This window comes from Hyphococcus flavus (assembly GCF_028748065.1).
GTDB lineage: Bacteria > Pseudomonadota > Alphaproteobacteria > Caulobacterales > Parvularculaceae > Hyphococcus > Hyphococcus flavus.
The window spans coordinates 77,501-100,576 of record NZ_CP118166.1 but is presented as its reverse complement, the minus strand read 5'-3'; the positions used below and the strand labels follow the sequence as shown (position 1 = coordinate 100,576).

The 23,076-nt window shown below is 53.1% G+C and carries 23 protein-coding genes (1 of these 23 running past the window's edge); 8 read left to right on the top strand and 15 right to left on the bottom strand.

Features of this window, described 5'->3' with window-relative positions:
• From PUV54_RS00535 to PUV54_RS00520, 4 genes are all read right to left on the bottom strand, one after another.
• Entirely contained in the window at positions 1–1,314 is a 1,314-nt protein-coding gene (locus tag PUV54_RS00535; protein WP_274493560.1) for a peptidylprolyl isomerase, read from the bottom strand.
• A gap of 79 nt (positions 1,315–1,393) precedes the next feature.
• Positions 1,394–3,619, bottom strand: a complete 2,226-nt coding sequence (locus tag PUV54_RS00530) for an LPS-assembly protein LptD (RefSeq protein ID WP_274493559.1) — start codon at positions 3,617–3,619, stop codon at positions 1,394–1,396.
• 130 nt (positions 3,620–3,749) lie between these two features.
• Positions 3,750–4,844 (bottom strand): LPS export ABC transporter permease LptG, encoded by a 1,095-nt coding sequence (gene lptG, locus PUV54_RS00525; RefSeq protein ID WP_274493558.1) that lies wholly within the window; start codon positions 4,842–4,844, stop codon positions 3,750–3,752.
• On the bottom strand, positions 4,844–5,956 hold the full coding sequence (locus tag PUV54_RS00520) for an LptF/LptG family permease (RefSeq protein ID WP_274493557.1): 1,113 nt from the start codon (positions 5,954–5,956) through the stop codon (positions 4,844–4,846). Before PUV54_RS00520 ends, lptG begins: the two co-directional genes overlap by 1 nt.
• Before the next feature lie 167 nt (positions 5,957–6,123).
• On the opposite strand from PUV54_RS00520, the gene PUV54_RS00515 reads away from it, so the two are divergent.
• Together PUV54_RS00515 and PUV54_RS00510 are read left to right on the top strand one after the other, a co-directional pair.
• Positions 6,124–7,614 carry a leucyl aminopeptidase gene (locus PUV54_RS00515; RefSeq protein WP_274493556.1) on the top strand — a complete coding sequence of 497 codons (1,491 nt, stop codon included), beginning with the start codon at positions 6,124–6,126 and terminating at the stop codon, positions 7,612–7,614.
• Positions 7,615–7,626: 12 nt separating this feature from the next.
• Positions 7,627–8,178, top strand: coding sequence for a pyridoxamine 5'-phosphate oxidase family protein (locus PUV54_RS00510; protein WP_274493555.1), 552 nt, complete (start codon positions 7,627–7,629; stop codon positions 8,176–8,178).
• 51 nt (positions 8,179–8,229) lie between these two features.
• On the opposite strand, the gene PUV54_RS00505 is transcribed toward PUV54_RS00510, so the two are convergent.
• A complete protein-coding gene (locus PUV54_RS00505; protein WP_274493554.1) occupies positions 8,230–9,306 on the bottom strand; it encodes a M23 family metallopeptidase in 1,077 nt (358 codons plus the stop codon).
• A complete protein-coding gene (locus tag PUV54_RS00500; protein ID WP_274493553.1) occupies positions 9,303–10,355 on the bottom strand; it encodes a hypothetical protein in 1,053 nt (350 codons plus the stop codon). The genes PUV54_RS00505 and PUV54_RS00500 overlap by 4 nt, the downstream gene beginning before the upstream one ends.
• Before the next feature lie 196 nt (positions 10,356–10,551).
• On the opposite strand from PUV54_RS00500, the gene PUV54_RS00495 reads away from it, so the two are divergent.
• Together PUV54_RS00495 and PUV54_RS00490 are read left to right on the top strand one after the other, a co-directional pair.
• Positions 10,552–11,001, top strand: a complete 450-nt coding sequence (locus PUV54_RS00495) for a DNA polymerase III subunit chi (protein WP_274493552.1) — start codon at positions 10,552–10,554, stop codon at positions 10,999–11,001.
• Between the two features lie 24 nt (positions 11,002–11,025).
• Positions 11,026–11,373, top strand: a complete 348-nt coding sequence (locus PUV54_RS00490; RefSeq protein ID WP_274493551.1) for a TraR/DksA family transcriptional regulator — start codon at positions 11,026–11,028, stop codon at positions 11,371–11,373.
• Here the strand turns inward: PUV54_RS00490 and PUV54_RS00485 are convergent.
• From PUV54_RS00485 to PUV54_RS00470, 4 genes are all read right to left on the bottom strand, one after another.
• The gene (locus PUV54_RS00485; RefSeq protein WP_274493550.1) at positions 11,363–12,316 is read right to left on the bottom strand and encodes a calcium/sodium antiporter; all 954 of its coding nucleotides are present in this window, start codon (positions 12,314–12,316) and stop codon (positions 11,363–11,365) included. The two genes, PUV54_RS00490 and PUV54_RS00485, sit on opposite strands and share 11 nt — an antisense overlap.
• Before the next feature lie 84 nt (positions 12,317–12,400).
• Positions 12,401–13,234 (bottom strand): class I SAM-dependent methyltransferase, encoded by an 834-nt coding sequence (locus PUV54_RS00480; RefSeq protein WP_274493549.1) that lies wholly within the window; start codon positions 13,232–13,234, stop codon positions 12,401–12,403.
• Positions 13,235–13,261: 27 nt separating this feature from the next.
• A complete protein-coding gene (locus PUV54_RS00475; protein ID WP_274493548.1) occupies positions 13,262–13,555 on the bottom strand; it encodes a chorismate mutase in 294 nt (97 codons plus the stop codon).
• 61 nt (positions 13,556–13,616) lie between these two features.
• On the bottom strand, positions 13,617–15,506 hold the full coding sequence (locus PUV54_RS00470; protein ID WP_274493547.1) for an ABC-F family ATP-binding cassette domain-containing protein: 1,890 nt from the start codon (positions 15,504–15,506) through the stop codon (positions 13,617–13,619).
• Between the two features lie 268 nt (positions 15,507–15,774).
• Here PUV54_RS00470 and PUV54_RS00465 point away from each other — a divergent pair, with 268 nt between their 5' ends.
• Positions 15,775–16,977, top strand: a complete 1,203-nt coding sequence (locus tag PUV54_RS00465; RefSeq protein WP_274493546.1) for a hypothetical protein — start codon at positions 15,775–15,777, stop codon at positions 16,975–16,977.
• A 4-nt stretch (positions 16,978–16,981) separates the two neighbouring features.
• On the opposite strand, the gene PUV54_RS00460 is transcribed toward PUV54_RS00465, so the two are convergent.
• Positions 16,982–17,449 carry a copper chaperone PCu(A)C gene (locus PUV54_RS00460; RefSeq protein WP_274493545.1) on the bottom strand — a complete coding sequence of 156 codons (468 nt, stop codon included), beginning with the start codon at positions 17,447–17,449 and terminating at the stop codon, positions 16,982–16,984.
• A 96-nt stretch (positions 17,450–17,545) separates the two neighbouring features.
• On the opposite strand from PUV54_RS00460, the gene PUV54_RS00455 reads away from it, so the two are divergent.
• The gene (locus tag PUV54_RS00455; protein ID WP_274493544.1) at positions 17,546–17,770 is read left to right on the top strand and encodes a DUF3126 family protein; all 225 of its coding nucleotides are present in this window, start codon (positions 17,546–17,548) and stop codon (positions 17,768–17,770) included.
• Positions 17,771–17,781: 11 nt separating this feature from the next.
• On the top strand, positions 17,782–19,200 hold the full coding sequence (locus tag PUV54_RS00450; RefSeq protein ID WP_274493543.1) for a hypothetical protein: 1,419 nt from the start codon (positions 17,782–17,784) through the stop codon (positions 19,198–19,200).
• Positions 19,201–19,218: 18 nt separating this feature from the next.
• Here the strand turns inward: PUV54_RS00450 and PUV54_RS00445 are convergent, their stop codons facing one another.
• The 4 genes from PUV54_RS00445 to PUV54_RS00430 all read right to left on the bottom strand — a co-directional run bounded on the left by PUV54_RS00445 (position 19,219) and on the right by PUV54_RS00430 (position 22,472).
• Positions 19,219–19,980, bottom strand: a complete 762-nt coding sequence (locus PUV54_RS00445) for a hypothetical protein (protein ID WP_274493542.1) — start codon at positions 19,978–19,980, stop codon at positions 19,219–19,221.
• 92 nt (positions 19,981–20,072) lie between these two features.
• Positions 20,073–20,843, bottom strand: a complete 771-nt coding sequence (locus tag PUV54_RS00440) for a PhoH family protein (RefSeq protein WP_274493541.1) — start codon at positions 20,841–20,843, stop codon at positions 20,073–20,075.
• A 264-nt stretch (positions 20,844–21,107) separates the two neighbouring features.
• Positions 21,108–21,737: a GYF domain-containing protein gene (locus tag PUV54_RS00435; RefSeq protein ID WP_274493540.1), complete on the bottom strand. Its 630-nt coding sequence runs from the start codon at positions 21,735–21,737 to the stop codon at positions 21,108–21,110.
• Between the two features lie 30 nt (positions 21,738–21,767).
• Entirely contained in the window at positions 21,768–22,472 is a 705-nt protein-coding gene (locus tag PUV54_RS00430; protein WP_274493539.1) for a PilZ domain-containing protein, read from the bottom strand.
• Positions 22,473–22,620: 148 nt separating this feature from the next.
• Between PUV54_RS00430 and PUV54_RS00425 the strand changes: the two genes are divergently transcribed.
• Positions 22,621–23,076, top strand: the 5' portion of a protein-coding gene (locus PUV54_RS00425; protein WP_274493538.1) for a rhomboid family intramembrane serine protease. The gene runs 306 nt beyond the window's last position; the window shows 456 of its 762 coding nt (coding positions 1–456); the start codon lies at positions 22,621–22,623; its stop codon lies beyond the right edge, outside the window.

Below are 23,076 nucleotides of genomic sequence, written 5' to 3'. Positions count from 1 at the left end.
TTAGCCGTTAGGTGGCTGTAGATTTTCTTCGCGAATATCGACCATGGATTCACGCTCAAGGTCACGAAGATATTGCCGGCCGATCCGGGACAATTGCCGCGAATAAATCCGGTTCTCCAAAGCGTCTCGTGACGGAAGACCTAACCCTTCGTCTTTATCGCAAACATAGGCGGAATGATAATATCCACCGTCTTCAATCACTGCGCTTTGGTCCCCGCGAGATAAGTCTTCAATAAAAGGTCGAAACTTTTCGTTGATTTGACCTAAGGTCACGTTCTCAAGGTAACTATACCCAACCCCTTCGCCGAGATCGATGCGCAGGTTGCTCCCGGAACAGATCTCGGCCGTTTTAATTTTTTCAAGCGCTGCTCGCGCAGCATTGCCGCCCATGGAAGCATCAGCGCCGGCATAGGCGAGGGTAAAGCTCGGTTCGCCCGGAACGACAGCTTCCCGCTTATCCCGGATGGCTAAAATCATAAAAGCGCCCTCGGATGGAATTGGGTTGGTAACAGAACCGACAGGAAGTTCTCTGACCGCTGTATCAAGTTCCGGAGGCAATTCACCGGCCCGGACCCAGCCCATATCGCCGCCAACTGCAGCCGTCGTACAAGCGGAGAATTGTTGCGCGACGATTGCGAACGGCACGCCGCGGCGCATTTGTTCGATCAGCTGCAAGCCGCCTTGATAATATTGTTGCGCCTGAGACGGATTATCAACGGGGATGCAAACTTCTGACAGGAGAAACTGTTCTTTGTTCGCGTCCTCTCTCATCCGTTCTAAAGTTGTTTCAACTTCGTCTTCGCTAACCCGGACACGGTCCTGATACCGACCCTGAACAAGTTGCGGCCATGCAATGTCAGTGCGAACCTGCTGTCTTAACGATTGTTCTGAAATGCCTGTTTGTTTCAACGACTCCAGAAGCTGAGACAAACTGATATTCGATTGGGCCGCCATCACGGTCAGTTCCTGATCAACTTCTCTCTCAGGAACGGTAACTTCAAACTGATCAGTTTCCTGAATCTTCAATTGCTCTTCGACGAGGTCTTGTAAGGCTTGGGCCTGAAGTTGTGGGAAAGCCTCGGGCGGTATCTGGCCGCGGGCAGAGATTAGCATGAGCCGCATGCGCTGGCGAACGTCATAAGTTGTCACGACCGCGTCATTAACGACTGCTGCGACGGCGCTCGCCGGAACCCCAGATCGGGCTACGACTTCATCGCTGGTCAGCCCCTCTCGGGTTGTCTGCTGTTGCGCATATGCGGTCAGGTTGGCGAGGAAAAGGATGCAACCTACTGAACATATTGAAAAAAATCGCATTTTTGTCCTTTGGTCCATTGTCTCGGCCCAGCCATGGTCGAGTGTGGAAAATAGTCGGAATTGGCGCTGGTGCAAGCGCTCAATCAACGAGGGATTTTAGCGTAAAACTCAGCAAAACAGCGTTATCCGGCTCGAGATTGGCGTCTCGCGTTCTATCACGCCGATAAGTGATGCCGAAAGTCGAACACTCATCCTCGTAGCCGACGGTGAAGTCCTGCCGAATTGTGCGGTCGCTTTCAAGATCCAGCCGCCAAGCTCCGCCAACTGTCCAGTATTTGGCTACCTTTAGTGCGCCTCTCGCCGTCAACTCTTCTCGCCGGACAAGGTTGTTTGAGATGTTTTCTTCGTTCAGTCGAACGTAACTGAGATTGGCGGTAAAGCGGCGTGTTCTGAAATACGCCATGGATTCTGCGCGTTGAATGTCGCCGTCTTCATTGTCTATTCGGAAACGGTTTTCTACGCCCGCTGTATTGCCTATGCGAACATTTACAGAACCGACGATGTCAGAAGATTTCTCACCAAGACCGGAGGAGTTTTCGAAAGCATCGGTCGTCTGCGCGCGAAACTGTTGCCCGACGGCTCCTTCAATAGTGATGTTGTTTGGCAATAGCGCAGAGGCGGATACGCCTATGTTGACGCGCTGCCCATCTTCAAAGGAGTCAAAGCCGGTCGCTTTGTTATAATCAAAAAGACCGGCATAATCGAACTCGATGCTTTGAGAGTCTTCATTAATAATATTGTCAGGGTTCTGATCTGCGATGCTGGCGACAAGCTGTACTTTAGGTTCAATAAACAGGCGCGCACCGTGGAACTCCCGCATCAGCGGGTAGGACCATTCCACTCCTATAGTCGGTGCAAGTCTCGTTTCAAACTCGGTCGTATTTCCCGAAGTTCGAAAGCCGGGAAAGGAAGCAGCGCAGTCACTTGCTGCGTCAAGGCAAATCTCCGTCCCCTGATCAAGGTCGCGCAAGTGGTACGCGTCCATGCGCGCTTCGGCAAAGGCCTGGAAACGGTGTCCTCCTTTGGTGATGATATCGCGATCCCAGTTGGCGCTCGCCGTAAAGCGTTGCGTATCAATGCCGCCGGTTCGGTAGAGCGAAGCAAAGTTAGCCCCGATAGAAGCCCGTCCACCGGCGATTTTTCCTCTGAAGTTGTGGCGGAAGTCGATTAGCGGGAGAACATAAGGAGTTGTGCTGGAGTCATCTGCCGCGCGCAGTCCCTGGAATGCGTATGTATCAGCGACGAGTTGGGACCCGCCACTGCGCCATTCCAGCCGGCCATTGCTGCGCAACTGGTTAGTTTGTCCGCGATCCAGTTCCTGACGAAGGTCGCCGCGTCTTTCCACATCGTACTGACGCAAATACGTATCGTCGGAGATGCGTTCGACATCATAGCTGACACGCCAGTTATCGCCGAACCGGCGATGACCGCGTCCGAAAAGATGCCATCGTACGCCGGGAACTCCCGGTTCGTTAGTGTTGTCAAAATCGATTACGCCGCCTTGTAAGACGTGATAACCGCGTTCGCTCCGCCGGCGCCATTCACCCTGCCATAGTACGCCGTCGCTGGCGGATATTTTAGGGTATAGTGTTGCATCCTGATGGTTTGAGATCGCGAGATAGTAGGGAAGCTCGACATTGAACCCCAGACGGCTTGACGCCCCAATATTGGGCGGAAGAAATCCCGATTGCCGTTCGACAGAAGGGTCAGGCGTTTGCAGGTAAGGCGCGTATAAAATAGGCACGCCTTTGATTTCTAAAAACGCATGATGAAACCTGACCACCTTGCGTTCTTCATCACGGGTAACGCGCAGAGACTTTATTCGCCAGGTTGGCGTTTTACCTTCGCCTTCATCGTTACAGACATTGCATGACGTATAGACGGCGCGGCTAAGCCGTGTACGGGCGCCTTGTTCCCGTATGGCTGTATCCGCGGCGAGGCGGGCGTTATTATCCAGAAGGGCGCTGAAATTTTCTGCGATGCCGTCTCTCAGGTCACCAGATAGTTCGACCCGCCCGGCGAAAGCCGTCTCCAGATTAGCGTCAGTGATGGAAACGTTTCCTTCAGCGACGACGATGTCAGTTGATGGATTGTAAATGAGCTTGTCAGCCCGGAGATACCGCTCTCCGAAATAGGCGCGGACATCACCCTCGGCGACAATCGGTCCGTCTTCCTGATCCCTTGAAACTACGTCAGCCTCGAACAATACCCGGTCAGGGTCGTCGCTTTCTTCCGCCGAACTGGCCGCCGCCACGGGCTCAGCGGTCATCCCGGCAAAGCAGCCGCCTGCCAGAAATGTCGTCATTAAAAGGCGCGCAATAAGGCGGTTACTTCTGGACACGTAAGATAGCCCTTCGCGGCGCGAATCACTGGTTGCTGACAGCTTAGAGTTATATGAGCGGTTGGACGAGGTCCAGCCGGTTACAGCCTTGAATCTACCCGTCTTCTAGATGGAGCAAAGTCGTCAGGGCGGCGAGGCTTGCGACGATTGCCGGCGTCCAGGCTGCGAGGGCGACAGGCGCGAGGCCAGATTCACCCAAGGCTGTGGAAATTTCCGACAAAATGTAAAGGGCGAAACCTGCGAGTATTGATAAGATCGCTAGTTCCAAGCCGGCGCCGGCTCGGCCTGGCCGCATCGAAAATGCAGCAGCGATAAGGACCATGGCGAGGAGTTTAAGGGGTGTCGAGCACAGGTCGTGAAACCGGATATTATACCGGGTTGTCGGTAGGCCTGCTGCTTCGGCAAGTAGAATAAACTCCGGCAAACGCCACAAAGACATCGTTTCGGGCGGCGCGACCCGTTCCCTCAAGTTGCCGGCGCTCAGGGACGTTTCAACAGCAAAAATTGGCGTGTAACGTTCCCGATCCGAACCAGGCCCTCGCAATCGGGCATCATGTAATTCGAGCGTTCGACCAGAGAGGTAGGCCTCCTCAGCATCGATGCGCTCTTCAAACTTATTTTCTAGAGTAAACCGCCAGATCGTCACATCTTCCAGCGCGGCGCGTTCTTCGTCAAAATTCTTGGCGTTGATTATTAGCTTCTTCGTATTGTCCTGTTGGCGCAACCAGATACCGTCTCCGAAAACTTGAACAAGATTTCTGTCTGCGCCTTCATTCCGGTTTTTCAAGAGCTCGGCCTGTCCGCGCAACCCGGCCGAAAGCGGGTCGATAATGGTTATAATGACAAGTCCTGAGATTGACGCGATCAGGGCGGCTGGCCCGATCAGACGCCAAACGGAAAGGCCGGCCGAGCGCATGACAGAGATCTCTGATCGTTTGTTCAGCTGATGGAACATCCAGATCGAACCAAACAGGAATACAAAAGGAATGAGCGTTTGAGTGAGAGACGGCGCTTTTAAAATGGTTAGGCTAAGCGCAAGGCCAAAATCGCCGCCAGCGGCTTTCCCAGCGAAACGTAAATTCTCGATGAAATCAACAAGCATGACAAGGCTTGCAAGAATGGCGAACAAGCCGCCAATAGCGATAATGGCGCGCAAAGCGATATAATTGAACAAAGTTGCCGGCGGCATCAGGCAGCTTCCTTCGGGCGCATGAAACGGATCGTTCCCGGAGCGTACAGCAGGATTGTCAAGGTCACGATAGCAATCAGGGGCGGTGCGTAAATCAGTGCGATCATCCCTGATTCTCCTGCAGCCCCTTGAGCGACGAAGCCCGCAATGCGAAGACCAAAGACCGCAGCGCCAGCGACCGCCACCCTTAAAAAGTAACCGCGCCGCGTATAAGCGCCGCCGATTAACGTATATAACGCAACCAGAACATAGGCTAGGGCGTATAGGGGCGAAGCGATCCGGCCGTGACCTTCCGCAATGAGTTTGCCGGCATATGTGCGATCGTAGTGTTTTGACATGTCCGGATTTAATAACTCGCCGAGATAACGCTCCGTCAGTTCAAGCTGCAATTCTCCCGGACCATTGCCGAACGCAGATAGATTCAATGCCCAATCGTCGAAACGTATGATGTCAATTTTACCGGTATAGCTGGCCTCTGTTTGTAAATTGCCGTCTTTTAATAACAGCATTGTACCCGCATCCGTATCCTGCAGGATTGCACGCTCCGCCATATAGATTTCGCGTTTGTCAGCGTTTCGATAATCGTTGATCAGCAGTCCGACATATTGGTTTTCGCCGCGCGTATCGTCGACATAAACAGTCAGTCCATCAGAAACGTTGACGAATTCACCACTGCGGATAAGCGAGTTGGCGAAGTCGGCGCGTATTTCAGCCACACTCAACTTCAATACGCGATAGCAGCGCGGCATCAAGTCGACATTGACGTAGAAGGTTGCAAGCGCCGCAACCACCGAGATCGCGAGCAAGGGCGCCGAAAGTCGCCAACGGCTGACGCCAGCAGCGAACATCACCGCGATCTCGCTATCTGAGTGCAGTCTGTGAAGCGCATAAACAACCGCGCCGAAAAGAGCGAAGGGAATGATGATCGCCAAAAGGCTGGGAATGATGAGCAGGCTCAAGAATAGAAACGTCCACAAGCCTTGTCCGTATTCGACGATTATCTCAATACGTTGCAGGCTTTGGGTCATCCATACGACCGCCGTTGTGACCAGGAGGATCATAAATAACGGAGTGATGCATTGACGCAGAAGGTATCTGTCAAGGCTGTTCACCGGATGGATGCTCTTTCTTTATGCTGCGCTGCCGCTAATCTGGCGCTCTTGAATCTTGGCTCGGCCTAGCACAAACACTCACAAGCCTAAATCCTTTGGGCTGGCCTTGAAGACAACGGCGTATTTGAACAAAACATTGACGCTGACAACTGAAAAAGAGGACTTTCATGCAAATCGCTTTTTCCACCGCCGCTTTGCCGAAAACAGGCGCAATTGTCATTCCTGTTTTTGAGGATGGCGGCAAGCCTAAAGCCTATGATGATCTAGACAAGGCAACTGACGGCGCGCTTGCGCGCGCAGAAAAGTCATTAGCATTTAAGGCGAAAAAGGGAAAAATTCTGGAAGTCGTGGCGCCCGCCGGCATTGGAAACAGCCGGATCATTTTAATCGGGGCGGGGGCTTCAAAAGGCTTCTCACCGCTTGACGCGGAAGCCTTGGGCGGAAATGCCGCCGCGCGTCTGCTTTCGGGACGGGATAAAAATGCTGTAATCGCCCTGACGGGGCTTACAGTCAAAAAACTCGCAAATGATGAATTCGCCGCGCGTGTCGCCATCGGCGCGAAGATGAAGTCGTACCGCTTTGATAAATATCGCACGAAAGAAGAAAAAGACGATAAGCCGATGCTGGCGAAAGTTACTGTTCAGACGGCGGCTGCAAAAGCGAAAGAAACTTTTGCGGCCTATGATGCAGTGAATGATGGTGTTTTCTTGACGCGAAACCTTGTTTCAGAGCCAGCCAACATTCTTTACCCGGACTCTTTCGCTAAACAATGCCAGGCGCTGTCGAAGCTGGGCGTAAAAGTGAAAGTGCTTGGTGAGGCCGAGATGAAAAAACTCGGTATGGGATCGCTTCTCGGTGTCGGCGAAGGCTCTGCGCGTGAGAGCAAGCTCGTCGCCATGGAGTGGCTTGGCGGCAAAAAAGGCGAGGCGCCTGTCGCCTTTGTCGGCAAGGGGGTTACTTTTGACACTGGCGGCATCTCTTTAAAGCCCGCGCCGAATATGGAAGACATGAAGTGGGACATGGGCGGCGCCGGCGCGGTTACAGGGGCAATGGCGGCGATTGCTGGGCGGAAAGCCAAGGCGAACGTTATTGGCGTTGTCGGGCTTGTCGAGAACATGCCTGACGGTAAGGCGCAGCGTCCCGGCGATGTCGTGAAGTCTATGTCGGGACAGACGATCGAAGTTTTGAATACGGATGCCGAGGGCCGTCTTGTCCTCGCGGACGCTCTTTGGTGGACACAGGAGACTTACAAGCCAAAGGCTGTCATTGATTTAGCGACGCTGACTGGTGCGATCATCATTGCTCTAGCCCACGAATTCGCGGGCATGTTCACAAAGGATGACAAGCTCGCAAAACAGCTCGACGCAGCGGGGGAGACGAGCGGGGACAAGCTCTGGCGCATGCCTCTTACACAAGCACACGATGAGATGATCAAGTCGGAGATTGCAGACATGCAAAATATTGGCGGCAAGGGCGCCGGATCTTCATCCGCCGCGGCATTCCTTGGCCGGTTTATCAAGGACGGCGTGTCCTGGGCCCATCTTGATATTGCCGGGATGGCCTGGAACCAGAAAGATAAACCGACATGCCCGAAAGGTGGATCTGGTTTTGGCGTGCGCCTTCTTGATGAGTATGTTCGCGCTAATCACGAAGGGTAAACAAGTTACAATATGGCGGAGTTTTTCGACCGGCTGCAGGATGACCATAAAAAGTTTATCGCAAATCAACCGATGTTTTTTGTGGCGACTGCAGCCGCCGATGGCCGCATAAACCTTTCACCCAAAGGGCAGGATACATTTCGCGTTTTTAGTGACACTACATGCGCTTACCTCGATCTCACAGGCAGCGGTAATGAAACAGCCGCTCACATAAAAAGAGATGGGCGCATCACGGTCATGTTCAATAGTTTTGACAAGAAGCCGTTGATATTGCGGCTTTACGGGCGCGGTAGAGCGGTGGCGAGTGGAGAGGAAACGTTTGTGACGCATCAGGCAATGTTTCCGGAGTTACCCGGCGCCCGGCAGATTATATTTATCGATATCGAGTCGGTTCAAACCAGTTGCGGTTACGCCGTTCCGGAAATGAGCTTTGTCAGCGAGCGCCACGTGTTGCGCAAATGGTCTACTGCGAAGGGCGAGGACGGTATTCGCGACTATTGGCGTGAAAAAAACACGACCAGCATTGACGGTTTTGAAACAGGCCTGCTGGTCGATAAGGAATAACAAGCAGCGCTATTTGAAGTCATACGCAGCGCTGCTTGTTACTGGCATTTTTTATCCGTCACCTGTGCCGCCTGGTGCGTCGCAGGCGCCGATTTCAGCAGCGAAAAAACCGCCATTGGTTGCACTAAACCCAGGTTGCAGCGTGATTTTTTGACCTGCCCGTAAGGCTAGGCCGCTATTCGCCCCAACTGTTGAAGTTGATGTGACGGTATTTGTCGCCTGCACCAAACGCGGTGAATTGCCTGATGTCGTCGCGCCGCTAACCGATTCACTCGCATTGCCGCAAAGGTCATCACATTTCGCCGCTGTTTCGGATTGACCTTGTTCAACAACCCCAACCTGGCAAAAGGTCGGAACCCGGTTGCGCAAATTCCGATTGCCGACATTGTCAACATCATTAAGCCAGCCTTGGGCTCCGATCTCATCGGCGCTTTCAATACCTGCAACTTCAAAATGCACATGACGGCCAGTAGCGATTCCGACATCGCCTTCGATACCGAGTGGCGTTCCCGCAACAATATTCTGGCCCTCAGACACAAGAGCGCTATTGGTCTGGATATGCGTGTACTTTGTCCACTCGCCATTCGGGTGTTCTATCCAGATGTAATTGTTCGGGCCATTGCCGTCAGTTCCTGCGCCGCACGTTGTCCCTGCCGGAGCGCCCATCCAGGCGCAGTTTTGCGGTAGGGGATCTTCCACAGAGCGGATGCAACATCGTGCACTTGAAGTAGAAAAAGCATTACAACGTGCTGTGAATGCATTTTGGATCGTTGTCCGGTTTGAAGACGAAGCGTTGTAAGCCGCCAACAGTTCAAAATCGGAAATACTATCGTCATCGTCCTGATCAAAAGCTAACAGGCTAGAAGAAGGGGTGGGCAGACAAACAGTATTATTATCGTCCACAACAATGCGGACGACGCCTGCTGCGGCGGCGACGATTGTTTGGCCTGCCGTTGACGCACTCATGTCAAGACGGTTGCGTGTTGGCGAATGGGTTGTGTGGTCGTTTCCGATGTTGACCTGCGTTCCATCAGGATAGGGCAAACGATATACGCCCTTAGCGGCTGGCGTCTGCGCGGCAACGGGCAGTGCGATCGCTGAGAAGAGAAGGATAAGAGGCCGTCTCATCGCGCTGCCTCAAGCTCGGCCAAGCGTTCCTCAAGCGCGATGGTATAAAGCGTCAGCTCCTCGATCTTTCGCAACAGGACGGCCTGGTTCTCGCCCAGGCTAACGCCTTCCGATTCAATCGTTTTTGCTGAAGGAACGTCAGGCAGATGGCCATTGTCTTCAATAAAGCTTTTGACTTCGCTCAACGGTCTCAAAACATAGTCGTCCTCAAAAACAAAATCAGACCAACCTGTTTCCACCACAATTTCTTTTGCACGGATTTTCCCGTTTACCGCCAGCTTATAGCTGCCTGGATTCTGGGTGCCGATACCGACGTTTTCTGTTCCCCTATCGAGAATGAGGATGTTCCGATTGTTGCCTTCGTTTTTCGTGCCGATAAGAAGCTTGTTGGTCTCGCCGTTCCACCAGAAATATGCGCCGCCGTTATAGTTACCTCCGGCTCTTTCTAGTAATTCCAGCCTCGCAGCGTTTGCTGAATTATCCGTTGTATCATCTCGGATTTGCATGGCCGGATCATTACCCTGAACAATAAGTTCATGATCCGGTGACTGCGTGCCGATTCCCAAGCGTCCGTTCACGAGCGTCATCGATGGCGAATTATCGATATACCATTTATGCGTATTGGCGGACTTGTAATAAAGCGTATTCGCGGCGATTCCAAAACCGTACATGTTGGCCTGACCAAACCTGTTGCCAAACAATGAAATCTTATCGCCTAGCGTGGAGGGCGCGGATAACTTATCTACGCTGAGAATATCGCCGGCGAGCGACATGCGTTCGGTGCCGTTGACATACCATTGATGGGTGTTCGCGGACTTGTATGTCAATGTGTTTGCGGCGATGCCGAAGCCGTACATATTGGCTTGCCCAAGGCGATTACCGTAAAGCGATATTTTATCGCCCAGCGTCGCTGGAAGCGTTATCGTATTGTCCTGATTGCCGTCGGTTAGCTGCAATTGCTGCCTTGCTCTGGTCTGTGCTGTGGCGTCTGAAAAAACCAGAACGGCGCAAAGAGCAGCCAGAGACGTAACTAGATATGGTTGCATCATCGATTCCCTTTGTGAATGTGACCAAGCGCAGCTGGCGCCGCGCAGAAAGAGAACGCAATTACTGTTGTAGAGACCAACCATGCGTCATGCATTGAACGTCTGGTTGCGGCTTACAGCTTTTCCCAATAGTCATTAGGTGTCAAACGCCAAACGAACTGCATTCCAAAGTACTGAAAAACGTCGTAAATCTCATATTATGACAGAAGTCTTATTTTATCATCTTGAGCGTGGCGCGCTTGAAGACGTGTTGCCGGGGCTTTTAGAGAAGACGCTTGAGCGCGGATGGAAGGCGGTTGTGCGTGCAGGCTCGCGCGCGCGCGTTGAAAAACTCGACAATTTTTTGTGGACCTATCGAGAGGAGTCTTTTCTGCCCCATGCGTCGGCGGGAGAGGGTGCAGGGCAGCCCGTCTGGCTGACTGACAATAATGACGTTCCCAACAACGCCGATGTCCTGTTCCTCACTGATGGCGCCAAGGCGGATATGTCTTCGCTGTCGAGCTTTGTCCGGTGCGTTCTCATTTTTGATGGCCGTGATGACGACGCCCTGGAAGACGCCCGCACTTTTTGGAAAGAGGTGAAAACCGATAATCACGAAGCGACTTATTGGAAACAATCTCCTGCCGGCAAGTGGGAGAAACAAGCCTAGGCGTCTGTCCGGCCGATGTTAAGTATGAACGAAACGCAGCTTTTATATTTCAGGAAAAAACTCAAAGACCGCGAGGCTGAGTTGAAGACGCTGTCATCCGGTGCAAGGGACGCCCGCAAACCTGTGGAACTTGATCAACAGTCGGTAGGGCGTCTGTCTCGTCAGGATGCTCTGCAGCAGCAGGCCATGGCGAATGCTCAGGAAGCGCGCCGGGCAAATGAGTTAAAAAAGATAAAGGCGGCGCTGGTGCGAATAGAAGAAGGTGAATACGGATTTTGCGTAGAGTGCGGAGAGAAAATCAGCGAAAGACGCCTGGAAATTGATTTGACCGCTGCCCACTGCGCGCCATGCGCCGGTGCTGTCACGCGGTAACCGCAAGATAAGCGATGTAAGCGCCGTAGCTGATAAATAGAACGGCGCCTTCCCAGCGCTCAATTCGATGTTTCGTCATTGCGAAGAGAGCCATTGCGCCTGTCGCGGCAAGCATGACCCAGACATCGAACCGCAATATCTCAACGGAAATGGTCAGAGGTTTTACCAGTGCCGTCGCGCCCAGAATTCCGAGTAGGTTGTAGAGGTTTGAACCAACGACGTTGCCAAGGGCGAGATCACTTTTGCCCCGAACCGCCGCCATAACTGAGGTGACAAGTTCAGGTAATGAAGTACCGACCGCAACGATGGTCAGGCCGATGATCGCTTCGGATACGCCGAAGGCGCCCGCGACCATTATGGCCCCCGACACAAGCAGCTTGGCGCCAACAACCAGTAAGGCAAGCCCGCCGAAGCAGAGGAAAATTGCTAAAAAGGATGATTGCGCCCCGGCGAGCTGAGCGGCTTCCGCCTCATGCCGAATAGGTTCCGGCGCAGACGTGGCGCGACTTTCCGTGACATATGCGTAGCCGATGTATAAAGCCAACAGGAGGAGAAAACCTGCGCCAGCCAATCTGCCTATTTCTCCCATCATCATGATCGCAATTGCGATGACAGTCGCGCCCAAAAGCGCTGGCATGTCGCGGCGAAAGCTTTTGGGTTCGATCGCAATAGGTGCGATGGCGGCTGAAATACCAAGTATGAACAAAATATTGGCGATATTCGACCCGACGACATTACCGACGGCGATGCCCGGTGCGCCGGAAAGGGCGGCCTGAACGCTGGAAACAAGTTCAGGCGTTGAAGTGCCAAAACCGACAAGTGTCAGACCGATTAACAGTTCAGAGAGTCCAAAACGGCGCGCGAGTCCCGTAGCGCCTCGTATCAGGGCTTCAGCCCCAAGGGTGAGGATGACAAGACCGGCGAGTACGAATAGCCATGACATGCAGCGTTGGCTCCAATGTGTAACCAGCACCAAGACTTGGGTTGGATTTTTGAATTGGTTAGTGGCGGCCGGAAATTTTTTTACTTATTTGTTTGCTGCCAGAAAGTATGTTGTTGCATCCGTATAGAGCCGACCGTCGTCACCTATGTACGGCTCAAGATCCTCGGTCATTTCAGCAATCATTTGTTCGACTATTTCGTCTCCCGCAGGGTCGTTCGGCCTGATCACAGGCTGCAGGCTGCCGTCGGCGCCTGGCCTGCCAAGGAATAAAACGTCAAACAGCACCAGGTCGCGAATAGAGGGCAAGACGGTCAGTAATGTTCGGGATTCAAGGGTCTCAATGTTGAAGCCGCCATCTGTCGCGAGCCGCCGGAGTCGTTCCAGGTTGCCAAAAGAAAACGGTCCTAGAGGCAATAAGTCTTCGCCAAGGTGTCGTCCAATGGCTTTTTCGAAGCTTGCAAAGACGACGTTTGCTTCTTTTGCCGGAAGCCATATGGCGGCGTAGAATCGCCCGCCCGGCTTCAACACTCGAAAGATTTCTTCGAAGGCTTTTTCTTTCGCTGGAAAAAACTGAATGCCTTGCTGGCAAAAAGCCCCGTCAAATAAGGCGTCATCGAAGGGCAGGGCGTCAGCAGGCGTAAGATGATATTTGACAACACTCGATACAGTCTGCTGTTTCGCCACATCGATCATGGGCGGCGCCATGTCGAGTGCGTCAATCGAAACGTTGTCGTCCAATTTGGCCGCGAGTGTACGCGACACGATGCCAGTACCGCAGGCGACATCAATATATTTTGAGCCGGCGACGGCGTTTTCTATCATTTGTTCCGCGAAGGGTTTGAAGAATCCTGGAACTAGATAGGTTTCGTACATCTCGGCTGGCGAGCGTCCGGCGATGAAATCTTCAATCTTTGTCATAAACGCATCTCCCCTTGCGTGGGCCCGCTATTTTTCGCGCAGCCGTTCTTCCTCATACTGGATGCCCCAGCCGATAATGAGCCGCCATAACGCTTCGGCCATCTCCGGCGGCATGCCGGCAGTGTTGGCGCGAGAACGTACTTTTTCGATCACGTCGCGATTGCGCCACGGTACGGACGCTTCTGCCGCGGACCGTTTAAACACCCAGGCGCGGTCGACGTAAGTCCAGCGCTCAGCAAGAAGGTCGACAAGGGCGCGGTCAACCCGGTCTATTTCGGTGCGTACCTCATCCATGGTTTTGCAGTCGGCAGCTTTTTTCATCGCGTTCTTCCTCTTTGAGGCGGAAGTTTAAAAGCAATTTACAAGATTTGCGACCAGGTTATCAGGCGTCTGCCAATGCTTTTGCATTTTCGTATTGTTCCAACGCTTCAAGCCATTCCGTTTCAGCTTGACTAATGGCATTCAGCAGCGCGCTTCGTTCTTTCGAAAGCTTTGTGGCGCGAGGAAGGTTGGTCTCAAAAAGGCCAGGTTCGGCCAAGGCGGCGTCAAGCCGGGTCATTGTGTTGTTTAGCGCTTCAATACGCTTCTCCAGCGCTTCAGCAGCTTTTTTGAGAGGTTGAAGCGACAGGCGCGACTCGGCAGATGCCTTGCGAGTACGCTCTTTCACATTCGCAGCGGGTTTCTTTGTATCCTGTTTGGGGGCTGTCTTGCTGGAGGCAATGATCAGCTCGCGATAGTCTGAAAGATCGCCGTCATAAGGTGACGCGGCGCCCTTGTTTACCAGCCATAAACGATCAGCGACGGAGGAGGCGAGGTGCGCGTCATGGGTAATCAGCAAGACAGCGCCCTGAAAATCATTGAGCGCTTCCACAAGCGCTTCGCGCGCGCCGATGTCGAGGTGGTTAGTGGGTTCGTCGAGGATCAGCAGATGGGCGCCGTGAAAAGTGATCAACCCCAACAATAAACGTGCTTTTTCACCACCAGAAAGTTTTTCAACTTTCGTATCAGCTTTTTCCGGTCCAAAGCCCAGCCGCGCGGCCGCGCTTCTTGTTTCGGCTTCAGTTGCATTGGGTATGAGTTCGCGAACGTGATCGTAGGCAGATTGTTTCGGTTTTAACTCATCAAGCTGATGTTGTGCAAAATAAGCGACGCCAAGTTTTTTGTGCTTGTAGATATTACCGGCAAGCGGAGGCAAACGCCCCGACAGCGCTTTGACGAGTGTTGATTTTCCTTCGCCGTTCGGCCCCAAAATAGCGATGCGATCATCATGGTCGAGGCGCAGATTGACTTTATGTAAAACAGGCTTCCCTTCCTCGTAACCAAGGTCAGCGTCCACCACACGTATGATCGGCGGCGCCATGGGTTTCGGGTTGGGGAAGTGAAACGGTATAGTTCGCGCCGAAATCGGCTCAGCGACCGTTTCAAGCCGTTCCAGCATTTTGACTCGGCTTTGCGCCTGTTTTGCTTTTGACGCCTTGGCGCGAAAGCGATCTACAAATGCTTGCATGTGTTTGCGCCGCGCTTCCTGACGCGCGCGAAACGATGCGGCCTGCGCGCGCGCCTCGGCGCGTTTTTTCTCATAGAGGTCATAGCCGCCAGCGTGTACCGAAAGTTTTCCGTGTTCCAGCGCCATGATGTGTGTGACAGCGTTATTCAACAAAGCTCGGTCGTGACTAACGATCAGTGTCGTGTAAGGGTAGCGTTTCAGATACGCCTCAAGCCAGATTGTGCCTTCCAAATCAAGATAGTTTGTAGGCTCGTCGAGTAGCAGGAGATCGGGTGCTGAAAACAGGACACCCGCGAGCGCGACGCGCATGCGCCAGCCGCCGGAAAACTCAGCGCAGGCCCGGCGCTGATCCTCAGCGGAAAACCCCAGACCCGATAATATTGAACCTGCACGGGCTTCGGCCGAATGCGCGTCTATGTCCGCCAGGCGCGTCTGGATCTCCGCTATACGATGAGGGTCTGTTGCAGAATCTGATTCTGCGATCAGCGCGGCGCGTTCTTTGTCTTGAGCAAGCACCGTTTCAATCAGACTAATGTCTGAGGATGGCGCTTCCTGATCGACCGCCCCCAAGCGCCGGTTTTTGCGGATCGATATCTCATCATCGCCAGCGTACAGCTCGCCTTTGATCATGCGCAGCAATGTCGATTTGCCGGAACCATTGGCCCCCACAAAACCGACTTTCCAGCCGTCGGAAATCGCCGCCGTTGCCTGGTCAAACAAAAGGCGGTTTTCGATCCGGTATGTGAGGTCGTTGATATGCAGCATGACGGCGCGCTTTTAGCCGCCGCTTAGTCATTGTGAAAGGGCTGTAGTTCAATGAGTTGCATAAGCATTGGCTTGATCCGCAAATACTTCTCTTTTGGCAACTGTGCCTTCAACGCACCTATGCTTGAGAAATAGAAAATGTGAATATTATACGTAATGTTCAGCGGCCAGCGTTTTTGCGCACATGCGAAATTTATGAATGTTTTCAGACAGATATTGAATTAAAACCGGCAATCGCCATTTCTCAATAAAGAGAGGAGGGCGGATGATGTTGGGACAAATTTTCAAGTTTTTGACTTTTCCATTCCGGGTGTTTGGCCGTTTGCTTAAGGCGACGGCACGGGAGGCGAGGGCATCGACGAAGACAACAGCAAACGCAGGCGGGTCCGTGGTCGCTGGCGCTGCTGCAGTGGAGTTGTTGCAACAAGAATATACCGAAGAACCACCCACAGGCGTTGAAACATTTTTATTCACACAATTGCCCAGACCACGACTGACCGAGCGTTCTGCTTCTGAACTGACATTGGAGCAAGCAACGGAATATGCAGCGAATGCAAGAGCGTTTTACGGCTACAGATTTCCATTATTCACGCGTGGTGACTTTTTTTATGAGGAAGTTGAGCAGGATTATTTAAACGATGCACTAGGCTTTGACGCGAACAGTATTGACCGGCGTTTTCTGGAAGTAACGACGCTTTTTCGAAGAACGCTGAATGCGAACACGCGCCGTATGCTGCTTTACTGGATGCCGGCGTTATTTCTGATCAGCTTCTCCGCCGCATTGTTTTTCCTGCAAACTGATATGGAGCAATCCACACTAAGCGTAATGGGGGTTGTTGGAGAGTTCTCAGCAGTGGTGCTAGGCGCGGGCGCAGTAGGGGCGGTTTTGCTCGCATTCTTTGTTTTCAGTTGGCCTTATAAGGTTGTGCAGCAGCGGAACCTGATGAATCTCGACAATTACATCACGTCAAAATTTGCACGCATCAATAACAACTTTCAGGTCGCCAAACGACGTGCGTTAAATGTGGAGCGCGACAAACGTATGGGGCAGCGCGAAGAACTAAAGGATGAGGCTGGTTCCTGGACCTTGGCTTATCACTGGTTCGCTATGCGTCTTTTTCTGTGTGAGCTGGTATTGCGTAACAAGTTTTATCAGATGCGACGAAATACGACACTTTATTGGGTTGGCGGCCTTGCGGTAACCGCAGTGCTGTTTGTGGGTTTCCTGACGTTTTTGATCGCAGATAATGCGTCAATGAATTTGTTGATTACGTTTGTTGGGTCGTCTCTTGTCTATGTGCTTCTCGCGGGCGCCATTATGCGCCGGGCGACTTCCATGATGTTCAAGGTTGTTGAATCGAACGAGTGGAGCCGGTTCCATATCGTAGACCTCGACGCCACCATCCGTGATCACGTGGGCGAGGATAAATTGCAGATCGTGACGTTCCGCGACCGTAACCGGTTTGAGTAACCAATCAGTGGCTGCTATGTGATGCGCTATCGGACTGGCGAACCTCGAGCGCAATTTCGACTGGCGGCGCGTTTTCAAATTTGAGGGAGAGGACAGGTTCGTCACCTTCTTCAATGGCTGAAGTCAGGCCAATGAACATGATATGCGCCCCGCCTGGCTCCATGACCACTTCCGAGCCGGTCGGAAGCTCAAGCCCATCAGTCATCGGCGCCATCCTGGCGACGCCTTCCTCGTCTAGCGTTGTCGTATGCAGTTCCACAGCATCGGCGCCGTTGAAAGAAGCGCTGACAAGCTTGTCGGGCGAATCAGCGCCGTTGCAGATTCGCAGATAGGCAGCGCTCATGTTCTGTCCGGGACGCGCCCAGGCTTCGCTTACGGTAATGCTGTCGCTGCTGCAGTCGTTTTGGTTGCCGGCGGAGCAGGCCCCCAAAAAAACAGCGGCCAAAAAAGCCGTATTACGAAAGAATCTCACCCTTCATCTCCTTGAATTGGTAATCACAGCAGCCGCTACGGTTGGCGCCTCGAGCGGATATGGTTATGACGGGCGCAAGTAAAGGACAATAGCGTTATGGATGCGAGCGAAATCGCCCGGTTGCAACAGTATTTGGGAGCAAAGTTCTCGGTGCCGAATCTGACGGTGCGGGGCAGGGCGAACAAAGATGATTCGGCTGAAGTTTACCTCGGCGATGAGTTTATCGGCGTGATCTTTCGTGATGACGAGGACGGCGACGTGTCTTACGATTTCAACATGGCGATCCTCGAAATCGACCTGCCGGCGAAGCCGGCCAGCTGAAGAGGTGAGCATTGCCGGGCGCCCCTTCCGGGTTAATTGGAAAGCTGTCTGCTAATCGCCCGGTTCTGGCGACGACGGTGCTTGCGTTAGCGGCCTTGATGCTGTGCGTGCTTGGCGTTCGCCACTCGTCAATAGCAGGAGCGGGAGACATCGTTGGCCGGTTTTTGATCGGCGGCATTGTCCTTATTTGCGCACCGCTGGCGCTTGCGGGATTCGCACCACAGAAGCGCTTTATCGGCGCTCTTTTTTTAACGGTGATGCTGGCGGTCGGCGTTATGCTCACGGTTGACGCTGTTGGGATGGTGTCGATAGCGCCGTTACCGCTCCCTCGAGTCGTTGTTTTGGGGGGCGTGTGTTTTTTCTTTTATTTGGCGGTTTTGTCGCCGTTAATACGCAATGCCCTTCGACTTGGCGTGATCGCGCCGCTAGCCGCTTTAATCGGTGTCGCAGGCGGTGCGGGCTATCTTGGTTTTCAGGGATCGCTTGAGACGCCTTTCAACGCATCGATATTGGCAATTGCCTTTTCAGCGGGAGTGACCGTCGGCCTTGGCGTCGGCGCGGATTTCGCCGTTAACTTTGCAAGAGGCGCGCCGTCGAAGTCTGCTGCGGCAGCGGCGGGCCACGCCGCATTAGCGCCGTCTGTGTTTTCCGCGATTGCTGCCGCTATCTTTGCCGGGATAGTTTCTTTTCATGCAAATTTCGGGATAGCGGAGGCGCAAGTTGTGTTTTCCGCCATTGCGGTCACTCTTTGTGCGGCCGTGACCGCGCTCGTTAGCACCACTGCTGCCTTAGCTTTATTTATCCCGACAGAGCAAACGGCAGTAGATGAAAATCGTCGGCGTCAGGCTTTTTCGGAAAACTGGCGCCCGCTGCGCCGATTGCTTCCTTCCACTACGGCGCTGGCGGCATGCGCGATCATCGGTGTTGTGATTGTGCTGGCTTTCTTTGAAGTTGGTGCGCCAGCATTTGCCAGTACAGTTGTCTTTCTAGCTTTAATCTTGGCGGCGGCTGGCATTGCATATGTATCAATCAGAACAAGCTTGTTGATCGTCGCGTTATTATTCGTCAGTGGTCTTTTTGCGCACTATCTCTACGCGATTGTAGGGCTGACCCTGCCTGCGCTTGCTGACCGGTTGGCGGCGATGGCGCTAGCGGCTATCGCTTTTTCGCAATTGACGATTAGTTGGCGGAATGCCGGTGATCTTTGGCGCAATGCCCGCGATATAACCCAAAACGCAATGAGCGATGGTTTACGCCGCTTTTTGATTTCCGTTGGCGCAAGTGCAAGCGCGTTTCTCGCGTCCTCATACGCTTTTGAGTGGGAAACAGGTGTTGAGACAGCCGGATACTTTGCTGTCAGCGTATTGATCGGGCTGCTGATCGCGCCCGTCATGATGGTCGCTCTTAGCTCGCAAACGCAGAAATATTAAATTTCGATCCGTGCCTGATTACTCTTCAGCCAGCGTAGACTGATCAAGCTTTCTGACGAAGTCCTGAACTGCGGCGTCAAGTGAGCGCCATTCAGGCAAATACGGACGTTTGAAACGATAGCTTACTTCAATTGTGTCGCCATACTCGAACTCGCGCCAACATTCAGGGCTGCTTATTTCTTCAAGTTCCTTGAAGCAGAAAAGCGCCGCCAGATCCTCGTCCTTGTCAGTGCCGACGAACAGCTCTGTATCTGCATAGCCATTCGTTGGCACGTTTGAGCGCTGATCCTTGAAATTGAACTTTGTTAACTGATAAGGCGTTCTCACGCCGCGCTGGTCGATGGTTTCAGGAAGATAAAGCCGTTCGAATCTTTGGCTCTCTGTAAAAACCGACGATCGCTTTGAAATCGTAATATCAATACGGCGAGTGTCTGGATCGTTATCAATAAATTCTTTTCGCTGGGCTGGCGTGTAGCCGTTCATAGTCGGCCATAAGGCATAAAGTACAACCTCATCGCGAGCCCCGCCGCGGCGCGCGCGCGGATAGACCGTATAGTTCGCTGCAGGGCTAAAAACGATGCCGCCGATTTCAACGCGAATTGGTTCTTCGGTAATGGCCGGGCTAGGCGTGTTGCCGGAAAAGTCCTCAACGCTCGGACCAACATAATAGTACAAAAATATGGCGCACAGAACGAGCGTCGCCATGAAAATGCCAAGCGGATAACGCCAGCTTGATTCCTGTTTGATTTCTTCGCCGCCGAACCCGTAACCGTTACTCATCACCATCCTCGTATTACACAAGTAGCGGAAGACAGCGTCCTTACCACGCCCTGGGCTGGGCGCAAATCCCGAGGTCCGGCGGCGGGAAATCTTTAAAGGGCGTCAATCATCTCCGCGACCAATGGGTGGCGCACCACATCCTCTCGCGAGAATCGGATCGCACGAACATTATCAAGGGCTTCGAGCTTTTCCACCACATCGTTGAGGCCGGAAAGGCCTGGCAACAGGTCGCTTTGAGCAGGATCGCCGGTGACGACCATGGACGAATTCCAGCCGAGGCGGGTCAACAGCATCTTGAGCTGACCGTAGGTGCAATTCTGCGCCTCATCGATGACGATATAGGCGTTATTCAGGGTGCGCCCCCGCATATAGGCGATTGGAGCGATTTCGATGACCCCTTCGGCCATCAGGGCCTTTAATCTCTTTGATGAAAGCCGGTCGCACAACGCGTCGTAGAGCGGGCGGAGGTATGGAGACAGTTTTTCCTCCATGTCGCCAGGTAGAAAACCGAGACTCTCTCCAGCTTCAACTGCTGGCCGGGAAAGGATGATGCGCCGCACGGATCCTGAATCCAGCGCCTCAACAGCTTTGGCAATGGCGAGGTAGGTTTTTCCGGTACCAGCAGCGCCGGTAGCAAAAACAAGCGGCGCCTCGTCGATAGCATCCAGCATTTGTTGCTGGGATGGGTTCTGGGCTTTTATGTTCTTGCGATATTTTTGTTCGCGATTATCGCTTTTGTATTTTGTATTATCGAGAGGCGACCATTGGGGTTCGTCAAATAGGTGTCTTACATTCGAATCTTCATCGTAAAGCACATGCTCCTGCAAGCGCCGCGCTGCGCGACGCGCCGTGCGTTTGGCCATTTACGCCTCCAATAACTATTGAAATGGTGAAACGGCGACGAAAGCGAGAAATGAAAAGACGGCGATACGAACTCTCATACGCACTTAGTGCAGCGTAGATAATTCGGCTTATGTTTACTGCCTGCATCCTGACGCCCGATACTCCTTTAAAGGCGTTCCCGCGAATCAGTCACCAATGTGACTATACAGCGTTTGCAGGAAAGCGCCGAGAGTAATCGCGATTGTCAGAAAAAATTCGCAAGTGTTAATGACATGAGGCGCGAATTAAGCGACTCTCGCAGTTAAGTAAGCAGCGGTGATTTTTGACTGTGTTTCTGGTGCGTAATTGCGCCAGGATGTACGCCCGCGTGTTGCGTCAACAACGAAGATGGACTCGCTGCCGCGAAGATAGGGGGCAATCGCATTGCGCACGCCGACAGCCGTCAGTTCGCAGGAAACACTCCATACATTGTCAGCAATACGAAACGCCTGGCCGAGGCTTAATACGGCTGCTTCGACGCGGCTTGCAGCGCCGCTGACCACATCGAAAATCAGAATGAAGTTTGCAGCCTGTATTTCATGTTGTTTGCGATTTTGCGTCTGGCGAACCTGGTTGGGTGAGTTTGCAGGTTTGTCATTGGCGGGTGCTGACTGCTTTTCAAAGTCATCGTCCCAATCGTTACGCTTGCCGAAGACTTTGTCTTCTTTCTTGGGGCCAGGTGTTTTTTGAACGCCAAAGAAATTGGCAAACACAGCTTCGGATCGCGCTTCGCGCCATGATCGACCGCCGGCAGGCGCGATCATCGACCATGGGGCAAGGCGGCCCTCATGTGCGAATTTACGCATCTGTTCAGACGTATAAGGTCCGTAAACCTTATCTTCGACTTTCAAACACCAGTTCTCAGCAGCGAGCATGAGCTATCCTTAATCGTAAACGCGCGAGATTCAGCGTGCGCCCTTTTTTCCGAAGGAACGAGCAAGTTCCGGGCCAGGAGGGGAATATGGCTCCGGTTCTTCGTCTCCTGATTGCGCGATCACTTCATCCATCCGGTCCGCAGCCCCCGTAAAGACAACGCCTACCCCTTTTTCGTGGCGGCGGATCACCTTCGCTGTCATGCGTCCCAGAATGAGGTGCATGCCCAATGGGGGGCGAGGGCTGATTTCGATTGATGCGCCAGTTAAGGAAATATCAAGGATCGCACACTGAATAACCCTGCCATCCTCGAGGTAAACAGTGGCGGGCGCATCATGTTTCACGCGCGGGCTCCCGCGCCGATCAATTTTTCGGTGGCGAGTATGCATGGCCGTCGTAAGTTCATCCGCGAGTTTGGCGTGTTTAGCGCGTTTTCGCCGATAGCTGACGGCAAAGCTTTCGCTTTCCGAACGCACGACTTTTCCTTCGATACGGCCGACTTGGTCGATATAGAGCACGACGCTTTGACCAAATCCGGGAGGGTATTTTGCACGGATCATGGCTCCGCCAGCGGAAATATTTGTGACCATGCCTGTCCATTCGCAGCCGCTATCGGTCAAAAATCGCACCTTCAATGGTAAATCCGCACGCTGGTGCAGACGGCGTTCGGTCTCTTCATCTAACGCCGGCGCTTTGTTGTTCCCATTTGGGTCCGGTTGCTGCTGGATTTTAACCATGACTATCCTGCGGCTTATGAAATCTCGCAAAAAGCCTATCCCGCTTAAGTGAACAAAGGTTTGCGCTCGGCCCTACGGATGTTTACATTTCAGACTCGCGTACCGGTAACGGCTCGTAGTCGAGCCAAAATGGGACAGTATTGAACGCATGGTCGGGTATTCAGGCAAAGTCCCTTACGAATTGCGCCGGCCCGGCGGCGAATTTGACCGGCGTCGAATGTTTAATGTTCCAGGCGTCGTCTTGTTGCTCGTCTCACTGAATGTGTTCGTGTTGGCGGCCCTCCTTTTTCTGCCTATTCAAATCGCTGACCGGCTGGTTCGCATCGCGGCGGTTACGCCGAAATGGTTCCTCATGGGGCCTGAAGCTCATCATGGGTGGGTGAACATGCTGTCCCCGTTGATCTCCCACATGTTCCTGCATGCCGGGTTTATGCATCTGGCGTTGAACATGCTTTGGCTGTTGGCGTTCGGCGCGCCTGTGGCCCGGAGGATGAAGGCAGTGGACACGCTAAAATCATTTACAGGCTTCGCCAGCGCGGGTTTATTCGTATCGTTTTATCTTTTGTGCGGCATAGCTGGCGCCTTAGCTTTCATTGCATTTCAT